Source organism: Saccharothrix longispora (assembly GCF_030852425.1).
Taxonomy (GTDB): Bacteria; Actinomycetota; Actinomycetes; order Mycobacteriales; family Pseudonocardiaceae; genus Actinosynnema; species Actinosynnema longispora.
Genome location: NZ_NSDM01000009.1, coordinates 230,385 through 247,853 on the forward strand (window position 1 = coordinate 230,385; position 17,469 = coordinate 247,853).

Annotated in this window: 11 protein-coding genes and 3 pseudogenes; 8 read left to right on the forward strand and 6 right to left on the reverse strand. The window is 71.8% G+C overall.

Annotated elements, in window-relative coordinates; genetic code table 11:
- Positions 1 to 9 precede the first annotated feature (9 nt).
- The 3 genes from CKY47_RS21770 to CKY47_RS21780 all read right to left on the reverse strand — a co-directional run bounded on the left by CKY47_RS21770 (position 10) and on the right by CKY47_RS21780 (position 3,240).
- A complete protein-coding gene (locus CKY47_RS21770) occupies positions 10 to 990 on the reverse strand; it encodes a pectate lyase family protein (RefSeq protein ID WP_306747780.1) in 981 nt (326 codons plus the stop codon).
- Positions 987 to 2,012 carry a pectate lyase family protein gene (locus CKY47_RS21775; protein WP_306747781.1) on the reverse strand — a complete coding sequence of 342 codons (1,026 nt, stop codon included), beginning with the start codon at positions 2,010 to 2,012 and terminating at the stop codon, positions 987 to 989. Before CKY47_RS21775 ends, CKY47_RS21770 begins: the two co-directional genes overlap by 4 nt.
- 193 nt (positions 2,013 to 2,205) lie before the next feature.
- The gene (locus CKY47_RS21780) at positions 2,206 to 3,240 is read right to left on the reverse strand and encodes a LacI family DNA-binding transcriptional regulator (protein ID WP_306747782.1); all 1,035 of its coding nucleotides are present in this window, start codon (positions 3,238 to 3,240) and stop codon (positions 2,206 to 2,208) included.
- A gap of 255 nt (positions 3,241 to 3,495) precedes the next feature.
- Here CKY47_RS21780 and CKY47_RS21785 point away from each other — a divergent pair, with 255 nt between their 5' ends.
- Genes CKY47_RS21785 through CKY47_RS21800 form a run of 4 tightly spaced genes read left to right on the forward strand, consistent with a single transcriptional unit; the run spans position 3,496 to position 7,925 of the window.
- On the forward strand, positions 3,496 to 4,740 hold the full coding sequence (locus CKY47_RS21785) for an ABC transporter substrate-binding protein (protein WP_306747784.1): 1,245 nt from the start codon (positions 3,496 to 3,498) through the stop codon (positions 4,738 to 4,740).
- Complete coding sequence (locus tag CKY47_RS21790) at positions 4,740 to 5,663, forward strand: carbohydrate ABC transporter permease (RefSeq protein WP_306747785.1); 924 nt, start codon at positions 4,740 to 4,742, stop codon at positions 5,661 to 5,663. The genes CKY47_RS21785 and CKY47_RS21790 overlap by 1 nt, the downstream gene beginning before the upstream one ends.
- A gap of 10 nt (positions 5,664 to 5,673) precedes the next feature.
- Entirely contained in the window at positions 5,674 to 6,552 is an 879-nt protein-coding gene (locus CKY47_RS21795; protein ID WP_306747786.1) for a carbohydrate ABC transporter permease, read from the forward strand.
- The gene (locus CKY47_RS21800) at positions 6,552 to 7,925 is read left to right on the forward strand and encodes a GH1 family beta-glucosidase (RefSeq protein ID WP_306747787.1); all 1,374 of its coding nucleotides are present in this window, start codon (positions 6,552 to 6,554) and stop codon (positions 7,923 to 7,925) included. The genes CKY47_RS21795 and CKY47_RS21800 overlap by 1 nt, the downstream gene beginning before the upstream one ends.
- A gap of 69 nt (positions 7,926 to 7,994) precedes the next feature.
- On the opposite strand, the gene CKY47_RS21805 is transcribed toward CKY47_RS21800, so the two are convergent.
- On the reverse strand, positions 7,995 to 8,786 hold the full coding sequence (locus tag CKY47_RS21805; RefSeq protein ID WP_306747788.1) for a DUF3152 domain-containing protein: 792 nt from the start codon (positions 8,784 to 8,786) through the stop codon (positions 7,995 to 7,997).
- Positions 8,783 to 10,360 (reverse strand): putative glycoside hydrolase, encoded by a 1,578-nt coding sequence (locus CKY47_RS21810; RefSeq protein ID WP_306747789.1) that lies wholly within the window; start codon positions 10,358 to 10,360, stop codon positions 8,783 to 8,785. The genes CKY47_RS21805 and CKY47_RS21810 overlap by 4 nt, the downstream gene beginning before the upstream one ends.
- Positions 10,361 to 10,489: 129 nt before the next feature.
- Here CKY47_RS21810 and CKY47_RS21815 point away from each other — a divergent pair, with 129 nt between their 5' ends.
- Positions 10,490 to 11,521 (forward strand): polysaccharide deacetylase family protein, encoded by a 1,032-nt coding sequence (locus CKY47_RS21815; protein ID WP_306747790.1) that lies wholly within the window; start codon positions 10,490 to 10,492, stop codon positions 11,519 to 11,521.
- A 71-nt stretch (positions 11,522 to 11,592) separates the two neighbouring features.
- Here CKY47_RS21815 and CKY47_RS21820 read toward each other — a convergent pair whose 3' ends face one another.
- The gene (locus CKY47_RS21820) at positions 11,593 to 13,659 is read right to left on the reverse strand and encodes a hypothetical protein (RefSeq protein WP_306747791.1); all 2,067 of its coding nucleotides are present in this window, start codon (positions 13,657 to 13,659) and stop codon (positions 11,593 to 11,595) included.
- A 296-nt stretch (positions 13,660 to 13,955) separates the two neighbouring features.
- Here CKY47_RS21820 and CKY47_RS36940 point away from each other — a divergent pair.
- From CKY47_RS36940 to CKY47_RS21830, 3 pseudogenes are all read left to right on the forward strand, one after another.
- Positions 13,956 to 15,359 (forward strand): annotated as a pseudogene (locus tag CKY47_RS36940) (ATP-binding protein); the annotation flags it as partial.
- A pseudogene (locus CKY47_RS36945) lies at positions 15,336 to 16,805 on the forward strand (Hint domain-containing protein); the annotation flags it as partial. The pseudogenes CKY47_RS36940 and CKY47_RS36945, both read left to right, overlap by 24 nt.
- Positions 16,806 to 16,808: 3 nt before the next feature.
- Positions 16,809 to 17,450 (forward strand): annotated as a pseudogene (locus tag CKY47_RS21830) (toprim domain-containing protein); the annotation flags it as partial.
- Between the last annotated feature and the right edge of the window lie 19 nt (positions 17,451 to 17,469).

Genomic DNA, 17,469 nt, shown 5'->3' on the forward strand with positions numbered 1-17,469 from the left:
CGCCCCTCCTCAGATCCGGCCCACGCCGACACCGGCGGGCACCGTGGTCGGCAGGTTCGCGGGGTTGTCGGGTGTGTACGAGTAGTAGGTGCGGGGCTCCACGACGGTGCCCGCGGTCTGCGGCGCGCCGGAGTTCGAGTAGACGTTGTCGCGCTCCACCACGCGACCGGGACCGCTCTCGTCGTAGCCCACGTAGATCGGGTGCGGCACGTTCCGGAAGTGGTTCGCCTCGACCAGCACGCCCGCGTTCTCCGTCGAGGCCACGCCGTAGAGCGCGTTGTCCCGGAAGTAGTTGTTGTAGACGTGGATCGGCTCGCCGAAGCGCACGCGTGGGTGGCGCTGCGCGGTGCGGTCGAAGTAGTTGTGGTGGAACGTGGTGCGCAGCCTGCCGGTGTCCGGGCCCGCGTTGGAGTCGGAGTGGCCGAGCAGCGCGGTCTTGCTGTGGTCGTGGAAGTGGCACCACGACACGGTGATCAGGTCCGCCCCGCGCACGATGTCGATCAGGCCGTCCGCTCCGCCGCTGAGGTCGCAGTGGTCGATCCAGATGTGGTGCGAGGACTGCTGGATGCTGATCGCGTCGTCGTCCGCGCCGGTGAACCGCAGGTTGCGGATGATCACGTTCTGCCGGCGGTACATGTCGAGGCCGCCGCCCCGGATCTCCGCGCCGGGCAGGCCGATGACGGTCTTGTTCGACCGCAGGGCCTGCTTGCTGCCGAACCGCATGATCCCGTCGACCTGGATCACGTAGGGCTCGTTGCGGTCGCAGTAGTCCAGGAACGCCTCGGTGTCGCGCACCGTCACGACGGGACCGCCGGCGCCGCCGGTGGTCCCGTCCTGGCCGAGCAGGTTCGTGCCCGCGAAGCCGTCGGCGGTGGCGAACGGCGCGGCCCAGACGGGGTTCGTGGTCGCCGGAGCGGTGCGCGCGGCGGCGGCGGTCAGGGCGGTGGCGGCGGCTCCCGCGAGGAGGCCGCGCCTGCTGATGGGGCTCATGCCCGTCCCTCTCGGATCGTGCCGACACCCGCGCCGGCGGGCACGACGGTGGGCACCTCGGCGGCGCGGTGCGGGGTGTAGGGGTAGTACGTGCGGGGCTCCACGACGGTGCCGCGGGTCTCGATCGCGTGGTTGCAGTCCACGAGGATGTTGTCGCGCTGCACCATGCGGCCCAGGTCGCCGCTGAAGTCCACCCGGCCCGGGTTGTTGACGCTGTGGAAGTAGTTGCCCTCCAGCACCACGCCCGCGTTCATCGCCGAGGCCACGCCGTAGCTGTTGTCGCGGTAGTAGTTGTTGTAGACGTGCACCGACTCGCCGAACCGGACGCGCGGGTTGCGCTGGTCGGACCCGTCGAAGTAGTTGTGGTGGTACGTCACCCGCAACCGGCCGACGTCCTGCGCCGCGTTGTCGTCGTCGTGACCGAGCAGGAGCGTTTTGTCGTGATCGTGGAACCTGTTCCAGGAGACCGTCACGAAATCGGAACCGCGCTTGATGTCGACCGCGCCGTCGTCGCCGTTCGAGAAGTCGTTGTGGTCGATCCAGATGTGGTGGCTGAACATCTGCACGTTGATCAGGTCGTCGGTCGCGCCGGTGATCGACAGGTTGCGGATGATGATGTTGTGCACCGCGTTCGCGGGCGGGGCGGTCACGTCGTCGTCGACCGGCAGGCCGATGTTCAGGCCGCCGCCGGAGAGCCGGGCGTCGCTGCCCAGACCGATGATCGTCTTGTCCGAGGCGACCGGGTGCATGCCGTCGGTAGTGCCGGTCGGTAATGTGATCGTGCCTCTGACCTGCACCGTCAGTGGCTCGGGGCGGGCGATGTAGTCGAGGAACTGCGCCGTGGTGGTCGCCGTGACGGTCGCGCCGCCCGCGCCGCCGGTGGTGCCGTTCTGGCCCAGGGCGTTGACGGAGGCGAACCCGTCCGCGGGGCCCGCGGCGAGCGCGGGCGCGGGGGCGACGACGGTCGCGCCGAGGACGGCGAGGACGGGCAGGGCGCGCTTCAACGTCGGTGTCGTGCGCATGGTGGTCCTTTGTCGAAAGGAATTCAGGGGGCCGGTAAAAGGCCTTTCCCCATCGCACCGTAAGCGCTCTTTTTCGACGTGTCAACGGTTCGCCGGAGTTCACGTATGTGAGCTGGCGAATTCACATACGTGAGCTTGTTCGACGAATTCGATTCATGCCGGCGGGTCGTCGGGGCGGCCTTCGGCGGCGACCTCAGCGGCTGGAGGAGCGCACCACGAGCCTCGTCGGCAGGAACGCGGGCGGCGGCGTCGCGCCGTCGTGGACCATGGTCAGCACCGCGTGCGCGGCGGCCACCCCGATGCCCGCCTTGTCCTGGGCGAGGGTGGTCAGCGGCGGGTCGACCAGCGCGGCCAGCTCGATGTCGTCGAACCCGACCACCGCCACGTCGTCGGGCACGCGCAGCCCGGCGTGGCGGGCGGCCAGCAGGGCGCCCACGGCCATCTCGTCGCTCGCGCAGAACACCGCCGTCGGCGGCTCGGGCAGGGCGATCAGCGACCGCATCGCCGCCTGGCCGCTGGGCCGGTAGAAGTCGCCCTCCGCCACGTGGGCGTCCGGCACCTCCAGACCCGCCTCGGCCATCGCGGCGCGGAACCCCGCCAACCGGTCGGCGGCCGGCCGGTTGGCGCGCGGCCCGGTGATGGTGGCGATCCGGCGGTGCCCGGCGGCGACCAGGTGCCGCACGGCCAGGTGCGCGCCCCCGACGTTGTCGGAGGTGACGAAGGTGGCGCGCGGCCCCTCGACGGCCACGTCGACCGCGACGCACGGCAGGCCGGACTGGGCGAACGCGGCGAACGCGGGCGCGTCGGACCCGCTGTCGATGAGCACCAGCCCGCCCAGGCTGTGCCGCCGGGTCATGTTCACGTAGGCGACGGGGTCGGCCAGCGACGCCCCGACCGCGCGCAGCGCCGCCGACCCGCTGGTGGCGAGCATCAGCAGGTGGTAGCCGTGCGCGCTCAGCGCGGACTTCAGGCCGATCAGCAACTCCTGGAGGTACGGGTGCCGCCAGCCGGGCCGCCGGTGGTCGGTGTCCCACACCAGGCCGATCAGCCCGGACTTCTTGGTGGCCAGCGCGCGGGCCGACTCGTTGGGGCGGTAGTCCAGCTCGCGGGCCACCCGCTCGACCACTTCGCGCTTTTCCTTGCTGACCGTGAGGGGCTGGTTGAAAACGCGTGAAACGGTTGCCACGGACACCCCGCACAGCTGCGCGATCTCCCGGATCGTCGTCATCTCCCGGCCTTTCTTTGTAACCGCTTACAGGACCGCCCGGGGCGGCACCTGACCAGCTTGGACACGGTACCACCTGCGAAAACGCCGATCGACTGAAACGGTCAGGTTACCGCTTCGTTACTTGACGGTGTGGTGTCCCGGGACTGTCATGTACTGCACACCGACCGGGTGGCGTTCCCGGTCGAATTCGCCGGAAACCCCCGGATCGACCCTACGCGTGTCCGGCGTGCCCGAAATGGAAAGAGGAGCCTCGAAATGAGACGAGCCGGGACCCTGGTGGGCGTCGGCCTGCTGGCCGCGACGCTGGTGACGGCCTGCGGCGGTGATGCGAGCGACGGCAAGACCCGGATCACCGTCGGCATGTTCGGCAACTTCGGTTACCAGCAGCTGTTCGAGGAGTACGAGAAGGCGCACCCGGACGTCGACATCACCGACCGCACCGCCTCCTACTCCGACCACCACAAGAACCTCGCCGCCCACCTCGCCACCAACAACGGCGCGGCCGACATCGAGGCCATCGACTCCGGCTACATCAACCAGTTCAAGGCCACCCCGGACCGGTTCGTCCAGCTCCCCGACGACCTCAAGGACCGCTGGCTGGACTGGAAGTGGGAGGCGTCGCTGTCCAAGGACGGCAAGCAGATCGGCTACGGCACCGACATCGGCGGCCTGGCCATCTGCTACCGCCGCGACCTGCTGGAGGCCGCCGGCCTGCCCGCCGAGCGCGAAGCCGTCTCGGCGATGTGGCCGGACTGGGAGTCGTTCATGGCCAAGGGGCGCGAGTTCCAGGCCCGGGCGCCTCAGGGCACCAAGTGGTTCGACGGCGGCCCGTCGCTGCTCAACGCCATCGTCGGCCAGGCGCCGACCGGCTACTACGACAAGGACGACAAGATCGTCGTCGGCGAGAACGCCGACATCCGCAAGGGCTGGGACCTCGTCGCGCAGGGCGTCGCCGACGGCCTGTCCGCGGGCCTGCTCTACAGCACGCCGCAGTGGAACACCGGCTTCAAGCAGAGCCAGTTCGCCACCGTGATCTGCCCCGCCTGGCAGATGGCCAAGATCAAGGACCAGGCGCCGGACACCGCCGGCAAGTGGGACCTGGCCGCCGTGCCCGGCGGCGGCGGCAACTGGGGCGGCTCCTACCTGACCGTCCCCAAGCAGGGCAAGAACACCGACAAGGCCCTCGCCCTGGCCGAGTGGCTCACCGCGCCCGAGCAGCAGGCCAAGGTGTTCGCCAGCAACAACCTGCTGCCCTCGACGAACAAGGCGCTCAGCGAGCAGTCCGTCGGCCAGTACACCGACCCGTTCTTCAACAACGCCCCCGTCGGCGCCGTCTTCACCGCCGCCGCGCGCGCCCTCAAGCCCCAGTACCAGGGCCCCAAGGCCGGTGACGTGCAGACCGAGCTCGGCAACGCCATGCAGCGCGTCGAGCAGGGCAAGCAGAGCGCCGCGGAGTCGTGGGAGCAGTTCGTCGGCGACGCGAAGAAGCTCGAAGGCTGATGACCGGCCTGAACTGGCGCGAACGCCGCCACCGCTGGGACACCCGGTACGCGCCGTACGCCTACATCGCGCCGTACTTCCTGCTGTTCTCGGTGTTCGGCCTGTTCCCGCTGCTCTACACCGCGTGGGTGTCGATGCAGGACCGCAACCTGCTCGACGGCGACGCGGCGACGTTCATCGGCCTGGACAACTACGTCCAGCTGCTGACCGCGGACCCGTACTTCTGGAACGCGATGGGCAACACGCTCAGCCTGTGGCTGCTCACCACCGTTCCGCAGATCCTGTTCGCGCTCGGCATCGCGCAGCTGCTCAACCGGCGGCTGCGCGGCCGGACGTTCTTCCGGATGGGCGTGCTGCTGCCGAACATCACCTCGGTGGCGGCGGTGACGATCATCTTCGCCCAGCTGTTCGGCCGCGACTTCGGGCTGGTCAACTGGGGCCTGGAGCTGTTCGGCGCGGGCCGGGTCGACTGGCAGGCGGGCACCGGCTCCTCGCACACCGCCATCGCGGCGATGGTGGTGTGGCGCTGGACCGGCTACCACGCGCTGATCTTCCTGGCGTCCATGCAGGCCATCCCGTCGACGGTGTACGAGGCGGCCCGGCTGGACGGCGCGAACGCGTGGCAGCAGTTCTGGCGCATCACCGTGCCCATGCTCCGCCCGCAGATCATCTTCTCCACGGTGATCGCCACCGCGGGCAACATGCGGCTGCTGGCCGAACCCCTGCTGTTCAACCCGGGCGCCGCCGCGGCGACCGGCGGGTCGGACCGGCAGTTCCAGACCGCCGCGCTCTACCTCTACGAGCAGGGCTTCGCGAAGTTCGACTTCGGCTACGCCTCGGCGATCGCCTGGCTGCTGCTGATCGCCACGATCGCCATCACGGGCCTGAGCTACCTGGCCGCGCGCCGCATCCGCACCGACTGAAAGGCGACCCATGACCAGCCTGCTCGACCGGCCGGCCCCGGTCGCACCGCCGCCGGCCAGGCGCAAGCGCGCGGTGCGGCTGCCCGGGCCGTGGACCTACGCGGCACTGATCGCGGTGCTCGCCGGGTCCGCGTTCCCGGTGTACTGGTCGCTCGTGGTGTCCTCGCAGACACCCGACAAGGTGGACAGCGTGCCGCCGGTGCTGGTGCCCGGCGGCAACCTGGCCGCGAACATCGCCCGAGTGTTCGACCAGTCCGACTTCGCCCTGGCGCTGTGGAACTCCATCGTGGTGTCCGGGACCATCACGCTGTCCGTGGTGTTCTTCTCCACGCTCGCCGGCTTCGCCTTCGCCAAGCTCCGCTTCCGCGGCCGCTCGGCGCTGATGCTGCTGGTGGTCGCCACCCAGGCGGTCCCGACCGAACTCGGCGTCATCCCGCTCTACATGATGATGAGCGACTTCGGCTGGGCGGGGGAGATCCACGCGGTCATCGTGCCCGGCCTGGTCACCGCGTTCGGCGTGTTCTTCATGCGCCAGTACTTCGAACGGGCCGTGCCCGACGAGCTGCTCGAAGCCGGCCGGATGGACGGGTGCAGCTCGATCCGCCTGTACTGGCACGTCGTGCTGCCCGCCGCCCGCCCGGCCGCCGCCGTCCTCGGCCTGTTCACGTTCATGCAGGCGTGGAACGACTTCTTCTGGCCGCTGGTGGTGCTCACCCCGGAGAACCCCACCGTGCAGACCGCGCTGTCCACCCTGGCCAGCGGCTACACCACCGACTACACACTCGTGCTCACCGCGGCGACGATCGGCACCCTGCCGGTGCTCGCGGTGTTCCTCCTGTTCGGCCGGCAGATCGTCGGCGGGATCATGCAAGGAGCGCTGAAAGGCTGATGACCGACTTCCCCCGAGGCTTCCGCTGGGGCGTCGCCACCTCCTCGTACCAGATCGAGGGAGCGGCGGACGCGGACGGCAGAGGACCGTCCATCTGGGACGCGTTCGCCGCGGTGCCCGGCGCGGTCGCGAACGGCGACACCGGCGCCGTCGCGTGCGACCACTACCACCGCATGCCCGAGGACGTGGCGCTGCTCGGCGAGCTGGGCGTGGACGCCTACCGCTTCTCGGTGTCCTGGTCGCGGGTGCTGCCGACCGGCGCGGGCGCCGTCGAGCCGCGCGGCCTGGACTTCTACTCCCGGCTCGTCGACGAGCTGCTGGGACGCGGCATCGAGCCGTTCCTCACGCTGTACCACTGGGACCTGCCGCAGGCCCTGGAGGAGCAGGGCGGCTGGCGCTCCCGCGACACCGCGCTGAGGTTCGCCGACTACGCGCTCGTCGTGCAGGAGGCGCTGGGCGACCGCGTGACGAAGTGGACGACGTTCAACGAGCCCTACGTGTCCTCGATCGTCGGCTACGGCGAGGGCAGGCACGCGCCCGGCGCACGGGAGGGCCACGGCTCGCTCGCCGCCGCCCACCACCTGCTGGTCGCCCACGGCCTGGCGGTGCGCGCGCTGCGCGAGGCGCGGCCCGACCACGAGTTCGGCATCGTGCTCAACCAGTCGCCCTCGGTGCCGGTGACCGGCTCGGACGCCGACGCCGCCGCCGCGCGCCGGCACGACCTGCTGCTGCGCCGCCAGTTCACCGAGCCGCTGTTCGGCGGCGCCTACCCGGAGGACTACGAGGAGACCTTCGCCGGCGTCACCGACGCCTCGTTCCGCCTCGACGGCGACCTGGAGCTGATCGGGCAGCCGCTCGACTACGTCGGCATCAACTACTACTACCGGCAGCACGTGGCCGACGCGCCGCACCGCGACCCCGACCCGGCCACCCGCACGTCGATCGACATCGGCATCGACACCACGCGGCTGCCCGACGTGCCGCGCACCGCGATGAACTGGCCCGTCGAGCCGCACGGCCTCACCGACACCCTGGTGGGCCTCACGCGGCGCTACCCGGACCTGCCGCCGGTGTACATCACCGAGAACGGGTGCGTGTACCCGGACAACCCCGGGTTCGTCGACCAGGAGCGCATCGAGTTCCTGCGCACCCACCTCGCCGCGGCGAGGGACGCGATCGACGCGGGCGTCGACCTGCGCGGCTACTTCGTGTGGTCGTTCCTGGACAACTTCGAGTGGGCGCACGGCTACCGGCCCCGCTTCGGGCTGGTCCACGTCGACTACGGGACGCTGGTCCGCACCCCGCGCGCCAGCTTCCACTGGTACCGGGACCTGGTCGCCGAGCAGCGCGCCGCGGTGGGCGCTGCGGGGTGATCCGCGAGCCACCGCCGTGCGGGGCCGACCCGTGCGGCGGTGGCGTCCGACCCGTTCCCGCCCACCCGCTCACGGCCACGGGTTCGCCGTGCACGCCTTCCCGTCCGGGACGACGTGCACCCCCTGGTCGGTGCCGTTCACGATCTCCGCCAGCTCGTCGTTCGCCGTGCTCAGCGTCTGCTGCATCATCAGCGGCGCCGGGCCGCCGTCCACCGGGCACACCTCGTGCCCGCGCCCCAGGAAGTGCCCGACCTCGTGGTTGACCGCGTAGAAGCGGTAGCCGCGCAGGTCGCGTCCGAACGCGTGCGCGCCCCGGAACCAGCGCGCCGCGCTCACGTACACCACCGACCCGGTCCGGCACGACGTGTCGTAGGGCAGCTCGAACCCGCACCGGGCACGTGCCGTGCCCTGCGACGCCAACCGGATGCGCAGCGCCGGCTCGCCGTGGTCGACCCGCCGGAACGCGTAGCCGTGCGCCCGCCACCCGCGGGGGTGCAGCAGCGCCAGGTCGACCACGGCGGCGAACGAGTCGTCGCCCTGCGGCAGCCGCACCCCGTCCTCGACCTCCACCGAGTACGCGACACCGCTCGCCGGACCCGGCGGACCCGGCGAACCCGGCACGACGCGGAACGTGTCCGCGCCCTGCTGCGGGAACGGCGGTCCGCCCGGCAGGTCGGCGTCGGTGGTGCGCAGCGAGTCGATCCGGGCGCTCGGCGCCGGCCGGGTCGGCTTGGGCACCACGCCGCCGCGCGGCCACTCGACCGTGGTGGCCCGCGACGCCGCACCGGCGTCCAGGACCACCACCGTCGCGGCGGCCAGGCACAGCCCGGTCAGGTAGGGGAGCAGCGGCCACGGCCTCATGCGGGCGTCAACCCCGCCGCGTCGTACCGGCACGCCGCGTTCCACAGCAGGAACGACGGCACGCCCGCGTCCCGCGACGCCACCACCTGCGCCTGCACCTCGCCCGGCCCGTAGTGGTGGCCCATCGAGAACGCCTGCAACCAGGGGATCACCGCCGCCCCCGTGCCCTCGGTGAGCCGCACGAAGTCCGCGACGGACGCCTTCACGATCTCGTACGGCTGCGCGTCCGGGTTGCCCACCCCGTACTCGCCGGGACCCCAGTGCGACGGGTAGACCATCGGCGCCACGTAGTCGACGTGCTTCGAGAGCACCGGGATGTCCTGCGCGATGTCGGTGCCGCTGTGCGCGGCGATGCCGAACACCGACGCCCCCAGGTAGGCCCCCAGCGGGCGCAGCACCTCGCGGTTGTCCCGCAGGAAGTCCGCTATCGACTGCTCGGGCGTGGTGGTCAGGCCCGGGAACACCATCTGGCCCAGCGGGCCGTCCGGCCGCCGCACGTAGTCGTAGAGCACGTCGTCGAAGCCCAGCTCGGCGGCCTCCTTCGCGATCGCGGTGTTGTAGTCGCGCACCTCGGGGTCGGCGAAGTTCGTGAACGCGTACTCGCCGTAGTGCGCCGACCAGGGCGCGCCCGCGGTGTTCTGGGCGACGCGGTCCCGCGCCCCGGACTCCCACGACGCCTTGCCGAGCACCGGGTCGCGGAACGCCACCAGCCGGCCGACCACGCGCAGGCCCAGGCCGTGCAGCTCGTCGAGCACGGCGCGGGCGTCGTAGTAGCTCTTGTTCGCGCCCACCTGCCGGGCCAGCGGGACCTGCGAGTCGTACCCGATCTCGCCGCTCTCGTCCTTGATGTCGAGCTGCACGGTGTCGATGCGCTTTTCGCGGGCCAGCGCCAGCACCGGTTCGCGCAGGTCGGCCGACGCCCAGGCCAGCGCGCTCATGTGCACCGCGCGCATGCCCGGGTGCTTCACCGTCACCGGCACCTCCTGGTGCCGCGTGTTGCCCGCCGCGTCGCCCGCCTCGACCCGCACGGTGGCGGGCACCGCCGCCAGCGACGCCTCGAACCGGCCGTCGCGCACCGGCACCCGCTGGTCGCCGACCTGCACCGTCTCCGCGCCGTCCGCGGCGCCCTTCACGACCACCGGACCGCGCGGCGACGACGCCTCCACCGAGTCCACGGTCAGCTCCGGCGGCGTGCCGTCCACGGTGAAGGCGTGCTCCACCTCGGCGTCGGGCATCCACGGCAGCGGGTTCGCCGCGCGCACCGACAGGGTGTGCGCACCCTCGTCCAACTCCAGTCCGGCCAGCGTCATGCGCCCGTCGACCCGCTGCACCTCGACCGGCTTCCCGTCCACCTGCACGGTGACACGATCGAGCTTGCCGGGGTCCGCGGTGGTGATGGACACGCGCCCGACACCCGAAGGAGTGACAACGGACCCGTCGGCCAGGTCGGCGACCGCGAGACCCACCCCGCGGCCTTGCACGATCGTGGTGACGACCCCCGCGACCAGCAGGAGGACCACCGCGCCCACCGCCGGTATCAGGACTCGCTTCAGCTTGCGGGGCGTCTCGGGCATCGGTGCGGCTCCGATCTCGGCACGACTGGGACCACCAGCGACTAACCGGCCCGACGAAGATCAAACCGAAGGTCATCCGAAGGTGTGTACACCCGATCGCGCCGGTCGGATCGGCGCGACGATCAGGGCGTGAACACGTCGTCGAAGAAGGTCGCGCTCGTCCTCACCGCCGTCCTGTGCGCCGCCTGCGGCCAGGACGCGGACCAGGCGCCCGCGCAGCTCGCACCGCCCGCGCCCGCCACTGCGGCCCAGCCCCCGACGCCCTCGCCGTCGGCGCCCGACCCGGCCTCGGTGGGCGCCAACGAGCTGGGCCAGGTGCCCGTGCTGATGTACCACCGGCTCACCGACCAGCCCACCTCGGTCTACGACCGCACGCCGGCGGCGTTCCGCGCGGAGCTCGAACGGCTGGCCGCCGAGGGCTACGTGTCGGTCACCACCACCGAGTACGCCACCGGCAGGATCGACATCCCGGCCGGCAAGCACCCCGTCGTGCTGACGTTCGACGACGGCGACCCCACCCAGTTCGCCCTCGGCCCGGACGGGCGGCCCGTGCCCGGCACCGCCGTGGCCACCCTCCTCGACGTCGCCGCCCGCAACCCCGGCTTCCGCCCCGTGGCGAGCCTCTACGTCAACGCCGCGCCGTTCGGCTCACCCGACGGCGGTGGGGTCCTGCCGTGGCTGCGCGACCACGGATTCGAGATCGGCAACCACACCCAAACCCACACCAACCTCGCCGGCGCCGACGACACCGGCGTGCAGGAGGCCATCGCCCTCGGCCAGCGCGAGATCCAGCGCGCCGTCCCCGACCTCGTCGTGACCAGCCTCGCCCTGCCCTTCGGCGCCGCCCCCGCGAACGCCGCCCTGGCCGCGCGCGGCGCCTTCGACGGCGCCTCCTACGACCACGCCTGCGTGCTGCTGGTGGGCTCGAACCCGGCCCCGTCCCCGTTCGCCCCCGACTTCAACCCCCTGGCCACCCCGCGCATCCGCTCCCAGGACGCCACGGGCCAGGAGGCCGAGTACGGCTCCACCGCCTGGCTGGACAAGCTGGCCGCCACCCCGACCGCCCGCTACACCTCGGACGGCGACCCGAGCCGCATCTCCCACCCCGCAGCGGCCGGTCCCCCGGCCGACCACCACGCCGCCCGCTCCCACCCCTACTGACCGAACCCCCACCCGCGAGTCGTACGTCCAGGCCCCGCGAGTCGTACGTCCAGGACCTCCGAGTTCCACGTTCAGGCGTGCGCGCGCGCCTGGTTGCGCAACGCCACCGCCGCCCGCTCCAGCGCGCCCAGCACGCCCGACGGCAGCTCGTGGTGCTTGCCCACCACCTCCTGGAGCATCACCTGCATCGGCGCGGACTCCTCCGCCTCCGCCACCGCCAGCACCTTGAACGCCGTGCCCGGCGCGAACACCACGCGTTCCTGCACCAGGCTGCCGAACGAGTCCACCACCGACACCCGCCGCCCCGTCACGGACCACAGCAGGAACTCCACCCGCCCGTCGACCGGCACCACCGGCCCCGCCACCGTGCTCAACAACCCGTGCTCCACCAGCACGTCACCCGTCCGGTACCGCTGCGCCTCACCCCAGCAGATCGTCACGCCCTGGTGCACCGGCAGCCGCCGCAACCCCGACACCACGCCCGCCGCGTACGGCCACAACCGACCCAACCGGCCCAGCCGCAACGCCTCGGTGACGATCTCCTCGTCCTGCTGGAGGCACGCCGACACCGCCGCCAGGTCCGTCACCACCGCCTCGAACGCCTCCGCGTCCTCCGGCCGCTCCGCGATGTGCCGGCACGCCACCGCCGCGTGCTCCCCGTACCGCTCGCCCAGCATCCGCCGCAGCGCGTCCCGCTCCTGCTCGGTGCTGCGGTGCTCCACCGGCACGACCTCGTCGCCCGGCCGCTCGCCCCACACCGGCGCGGGGGACGTGCCCAGCGGCCCGTCCACGCTCAGCGGCACCGGCTCGTCGGGCGCCACCGGCGCCGGCTCCTCCTCGGCCACCGGCGGCCGGGGCAGCGGCGTCGGGTCGCAGAACACCACCCTCAACAGCCTGCGCACCTCCGGCTCCAACCGCTCCACCAGCGACGCGCCCGCCACCGCCACCGCGCCCGCCGTCGTGCGCCCCGGCGTGCCCACCGTCAACCGCGCCCACTCCGGGTCCACCGGCAACGCCCGCACCTCGGCGCTGATGTCCTCCGCGTCCCGCACCCACAACCCCGACGGCACGACCTCCAGGTACACCCCGCCACCCAGGTCGAACACCCCCGGACCACGCTCCACCATCCCCGGCACCGGCGGCCGGTACCCCGCCACCACCGGCCGGCCGGCCGGCGCGTACCGCACCTCCGTCACGTACGGCCGCCACGTCTGCTGGCCGCGCGGGTTCACCGCCACCACCGCCGCACCGGTCCGCAGCGCGCCCACCGGCAGACCCGTGTACAGCGACACCGGCTCGCCCAGCTCGTCCGCCACCGCCTGGCCCTGGTGGTCGCCGCCGTACCACACCAGCCGCACCCGCGACCGCGCCGCCGACGACAACCCGCCCAGCAGCCGGCACACCTCCTCGGTCGGGATCGGCGGCTGACCCGGCCCGCCCACCACGACCGTCAGCACGTTGTCCCGGCACGGCAACCCCACCACGGCCCGCGAGTCCGGCGAACCCGGTTCGAACGGCACCCGCTGGGCCCGCAGCCACAACCCCGCCGGAATCGGCTCCGACACCCCCACCTCGCCCGTCGGCCACGGTGCGTTCGGGTCCACCGCCTCCCACTGCGGGACCGGGAACCGCCTGCCCATCGGCACCGGCGACGCGCCCGGCAGGAACCGCAGCCAGCACCCGTACCCGCCCGCGCCCGCGACGAACGCCGCACCCGGCACCGTCGTCACCGCGCCGTCCGGCGCCACCACCTCGGTCTGCAACTGCTCCGCCAGCCACTGCGCGGGAGCCGTCGGCCGCATCGACCCCGAGTGCGACGTCATCAACCGCACCGGACCCCGGCCCTGCAACGCCGCCGCCACCGCCGGCCAGAACCCCGCCTCGTCACCGTGCGGCGGGTCGACCACGACCACCGTGCGCCCCCGGTCCACCGGCAGGCCCCGCCCCAGCGCCAACGCCTGCTGACCCGCCCCACCGGGCGGCCCCACCACCAGCGCCGCACCCGCGAACACCGCCGAGAACTGCGCCGGCGGCGGGGGAGGGGGTGTGCTCACGGGCACCGCCACCGGCTCGAACTCCGGTTCGACCCCCTGCTCCACCGGCGGGGGCGTCTCCTTCGGCGCGGCACGTCGGAACATTCGGGCGCCCTCCAGGCAGTACTCGACCGAGACCCCGCACCCTACCCGGAACGGGTGAGGCCGGCCCTGGCAGCTCACCCCGCGCACTCGTCCACAGTGGACTGCCGACCGGGCCCGGAAGTGAGCCGGACCACTCGCACTGCGTGACCGGACGCCCACGAACCGTGTCCGAACAGGCATTCGAACGGCGAACCGGACCATTCCGCGTCGGTCGGCCGAAGAATGTCGGACCCGGCGGTTACCCTCCACTACCGTGAACCGCTCCACGCACGCCACGACCTGGGGAGAACGACCCGGTGACCGCTGAGATCCTGTACGGGGCCGACGACCTGACCCACCTCGAAGGTCTGGAAGCGGTTCGCAAGCGGCCCGGCATGTACATCGGCTCCACCGACAGCAGGGGCATCAACCACCTGTTCACCGAGGTGGTCGACAACTCCACCGACGAGGGCGTCGCCGGCCACGCCACCAGGATCGTCGTCACCCTCCACCCGGACACCAGCGTCCAGGTCGACGACGACGGCCGCGGCATCCCCACCGGCACCCACGCCAAGTCCGGCCTCTCCGGCGTCGAACTCGTCCTCACCCGCCTGCACGCCGGCGGCAAGTTCGGCGGCTCCGGCTACAAGACCTCCGGCGGCCTGCACGGCGTCGGCGCCTCCGCCGTCAACGCCCTCTCCCTCCGCTACGACGTCGTCGTCCGCCGCGAGGGCAAGACCCACGAGATGTCGTTCGCCCACGGCGTGCCCGGCGTCTTCGACGGCCCCGGCCCCGACGCGCCGTTCACCCGCGGATCCGGCCTCCGCGTCACCGGCCGGACGAGGAAGACCGGCACGTCCACCCGCTACTGGTACGACGCCCGCTACTTCGAGAACGGCGCCAGGCTCGACGTCGACGCCGTCCGCGCCAAGCTCCGCAACACCGCCTTCCTCGTCCCCGGCGTCACCTACGTCCTGCGCGACCACACCGGCGAGACCAGGACCGAGGAGACCTTCCACTTCCCCGGCGGCCTCGCCGACATGGTCGACTTCCTCGCCCCCGCGAACGACAAGCCCGTCTCCGGCACCCTGCTCGTCAACGGCACCGGCGTCTACCACGAGAACGCCGCCGACGAGAACGGCGTCATGCGCTCCAAGGTCGAGCGCCACGCCGAGGTCGAGATCGCCCTGCGCTGGGGCACAGGCTACGAACGCACCGTCGAGTGCTTCACCAACACCATCCGCAACGTCCACGGCGGCACCCACCGCCGGGGCTTCGAGCGCGCCGTCCTCAAGGCCGTCCAGGACGCCATCGGCCGCACCAGGGGCCTCCTCAAGCCCAAGGAGGACCCGCCCACCCTCGACGACGTCCTCGAGGGCATGACCGCCGTCGTCCACGTCCGCATCCCCGAACCGCAGTTCACCTCGCAGACCAAGGACGAGCTGTCCACCGCCGGCATCACCCGCGTCACCCTCGGCATCGTCGAGAAGCACCTCAAGGCGTGGACCGAGGACCGCCGCACCAAGGGCGAGGCCAAGATCGTCCTGCAGAAGGTCGTCGACGCCTCCCGCGTCCGCCTGACGCAGAAGCAGCAGAAGGACGCGGCCCGCCGCAAGACCGCCCTCGAAGGCGCCGCGATGCCGCCCAAGCTGGTCGACTGCCGCTCCACGGGTGTTTCGCGAAGCGAACTGTTCCTCGTGGAAGGCGACAGCGCCCTCGGCTGCTTCACCGGCGACACCCTCGTCGCGCTGGCCTCCGGGCGAGCCATGAGCTTCGCCGATCTCGCGGCCGATTGGGAACGCGGCGTCACGCACTTCGGCTACACCACCAACAAGGCAGGTCGGGTCGTCATCGCGCCCCTGGTCGAACCACGGATGACCAAGCGCGATGCCCCGATCGTCCAGGTCACCCTGGACAGCGGCGAATCGGTCCGCTGCACTCCGGACCACCTGTTCCGGCTCCGCGACGGCTCCTACCGACGAGCCGATCAATTGGGCGCCGGCGACTCCCTGATGCCCCTGTACCGCTCGGTCTCGGCCAAGTCGGCCGGCGACAAGCTCGATGGCTACGAGCGGGTCTGGATGAACGACCGCCAGGAGTGGGTCTACACCCACTACCTCGCGGATGCCCACAACCTGCGCCACGGCCTCGACAGCGCGGACAACGGCACGGTCCGCCACCACGTCGACGTGGACAAGCGCAACAACGACCCCCGCAACCTGCGGCGCATGACCTGGGAAGACCACTCCGCCCTGCACGCGGCGATGATGGGCGAGCACGTCCACGCCGGCTACCGAGCGTGGCTGGCCGACGGCGGACTCGAATTCAAGTCGGCGATGCTCTCGTCCCAGTGGCGCGACCCGGACTTCCGCCAGTCCTGCCTCGCCAGGCTCGCAGCGCTCAACGCCGACCCCGAATTCCGGCAGCGCATCGAGCAGGGTTTCCAGGACTGGTACGGCTCGTTGACCGATGACGAGCGCGCCGAGTACGCCGAGCGCATGCGCGAGCGGCAGGCCGCCTACTGGGCCGATCCCGAGCACCGCGCCCGTGCGGCCGAACGGGTCAGGGCGTTCTTCGCCGACCCCGCTCGGCGTGAGGAGTGGCGCGAGCGATCACTGGCACAGTGGCAGGACGAGGACCTGCGCGCCTGGCGTTCCCGGGCGACGACCGAGCAGTTCGCCGATCCGGCCGAACGGGAACGGCAGCGCGCCGCGGTCGCCGCATGGCACCGGGACAACCCCGAATTCGGCAGGCAGCACTCGGCCCGGATGACCGCCCGCCTGCTCGACCCCGGCACGGGTCACCTCGCGGCCGTCCAGGCAGGTCGGCGCAACTACGTCGACAGCGTGCCCAAGGCCGACCGCGTTGCCCGGCAGCGCGATGGCAGGCGCCTCGCCGCGCTCAAGCGCCTGCGCCCGTTCCTGACGATGACCGACACCGAACTCGCCGCCGCATACGAGTCCGACCGCCGGGTCAACGCCCGTACCGGCTTGCGGTTCGACCGGCTGCTCGCAGGGTTCGACGGAGACCTCCACCGGCTTCGTGAAGCGGCGAGCCGGATCAACCACACCGTCACCGCCGTCGAGCCACTGGCCGAGACGGCCGACGTGTACGACCTCACCGTCGACGGCTACCACAACTTCGCGCTCGAAGCCGGCGTCTTCGTCCACAACAGCGCCCGCATGGCCCGCGTCTCCGAGTACCAGGCACTCCTGCCCCTGCGCGGCAAGATCCTCAACGTGCAGAAGGCCAGCCTCGCGGACACCCTGCGCAACGCCGAGATCGCCTCCATCGTCCAGGTCCTCGGCGCCGGCACCGGCCGCACCTTCGACCTGTCGACCATGCGCTACGGCCGCGTCATCCTCATGGCCGACGCGGACGTCGACGGCTCGCACATCCGCACCCTGCTCATCACGCTGTTCGCCAAGTACATGCGGCCCGTCATCGAGGACGGGCGGCTCTACGCGGCCATGCCCCCCCTGCACAAGGTGGTGACCAAGGGGCGCAACCCGGAGACCCACTTCACCTTCACGCAGCGCGAGATGGAGCAGAAGGTCGCCCGCCTGGAGAAGGCCGGCAAGACCGTCGTCAAACCGGTGCCCCGGTTCAAGGGCCTCGGCGAGATGGACGCCGACGAGCTGTGGGAGACCACGATGAACCCGGCCACCCGGTCGGTGCGCCGCATCACCATGCACGACGCGGAGGCCGCGGAAGCCGCGCTGGAGCTGCTGATGGGGGAGAAGGTCGAGCCGCGCCGGGCGTGGCTCGTCGAATCGGCCGCCCGGGTCGACCAGTCCGCGATCGACGTCTGAACACGAGGGAACGACCGAC

Bases quoted from the DNA above. Each gene is read 5' to 3' on its own strand.
- CKY47_RS21770 (WP_306747780.1), bottom strand. From the start codon at position 990: ATGAGCCCCATCAGCAGGCGCGGCCTCCTCGCGGGAGCCGCCGCCACC.
- CKY47_RS21775 (WP_306747781.1), bottom strand. From the start codon at position 2,012: ATGCGCACGACACCGACGTTGAAGCGCGCCCTGCCCGTCCTCGCCGTC.
- CKY47_RS21780 (WP_306747782.1), bottom strand. From the start codon at position 3,240: ATGACGACGATCCGGGAGATCGCGCAGCTGTGCGGGGTGTCCGTGGCA.
- CKY47_RS21785 (WP_306747784.1), top strand. From the start codon at position 3,496: ATGAGACGAGCCGGGACCCTGGTGGGCGTCGGCCTGCTGGCCGCGACG.
- CKY47_RS21790 (WP_306747785.1), top strand. From the start codon at position 4,740: ATGACCGGCCTGAACTGGCGCGAACGCCGCCACCGCTGGGACACCCGG.
- CKY47_RS21795 (WP_306747786.1), top strand. From the start codon at position 5,674: ATGACCAGCCTGCTCGACCGGCCGGCCCCGGTCGCACCGCCGCCGGCC.
- CKY47_RS21800 (WP_306747787.1), top strand. From the start codon at position 6,552: ATGACCGACTTCCCCCGAGGCTTCCGCTGGGGCGTCGCCACCTCCTCG.
- CKY47_RS21805 (WP_306747788.1), bottom strand. From the start codon at position 8,786: ATGAGGCCGTGGCCGCTGCTCCCCTACCTGACCGGGCTGTGCCTGGCC.
- CKY47_RS21810 (WP_306747789.1), bottom strand. From the start codon at position 10,360: ATGCCCGAGACGCCCCGCAAGCTGAAGCGAGTCCTGATACCGGCGGTG.
- CKY47_RS21820 (WP_306747791.1), bottom strand. From the start codon at position 13,659: ATGTTCCGACGTGCCGCGCCGAAGGAGACGCCCCCGCCGGTGGAGCAG.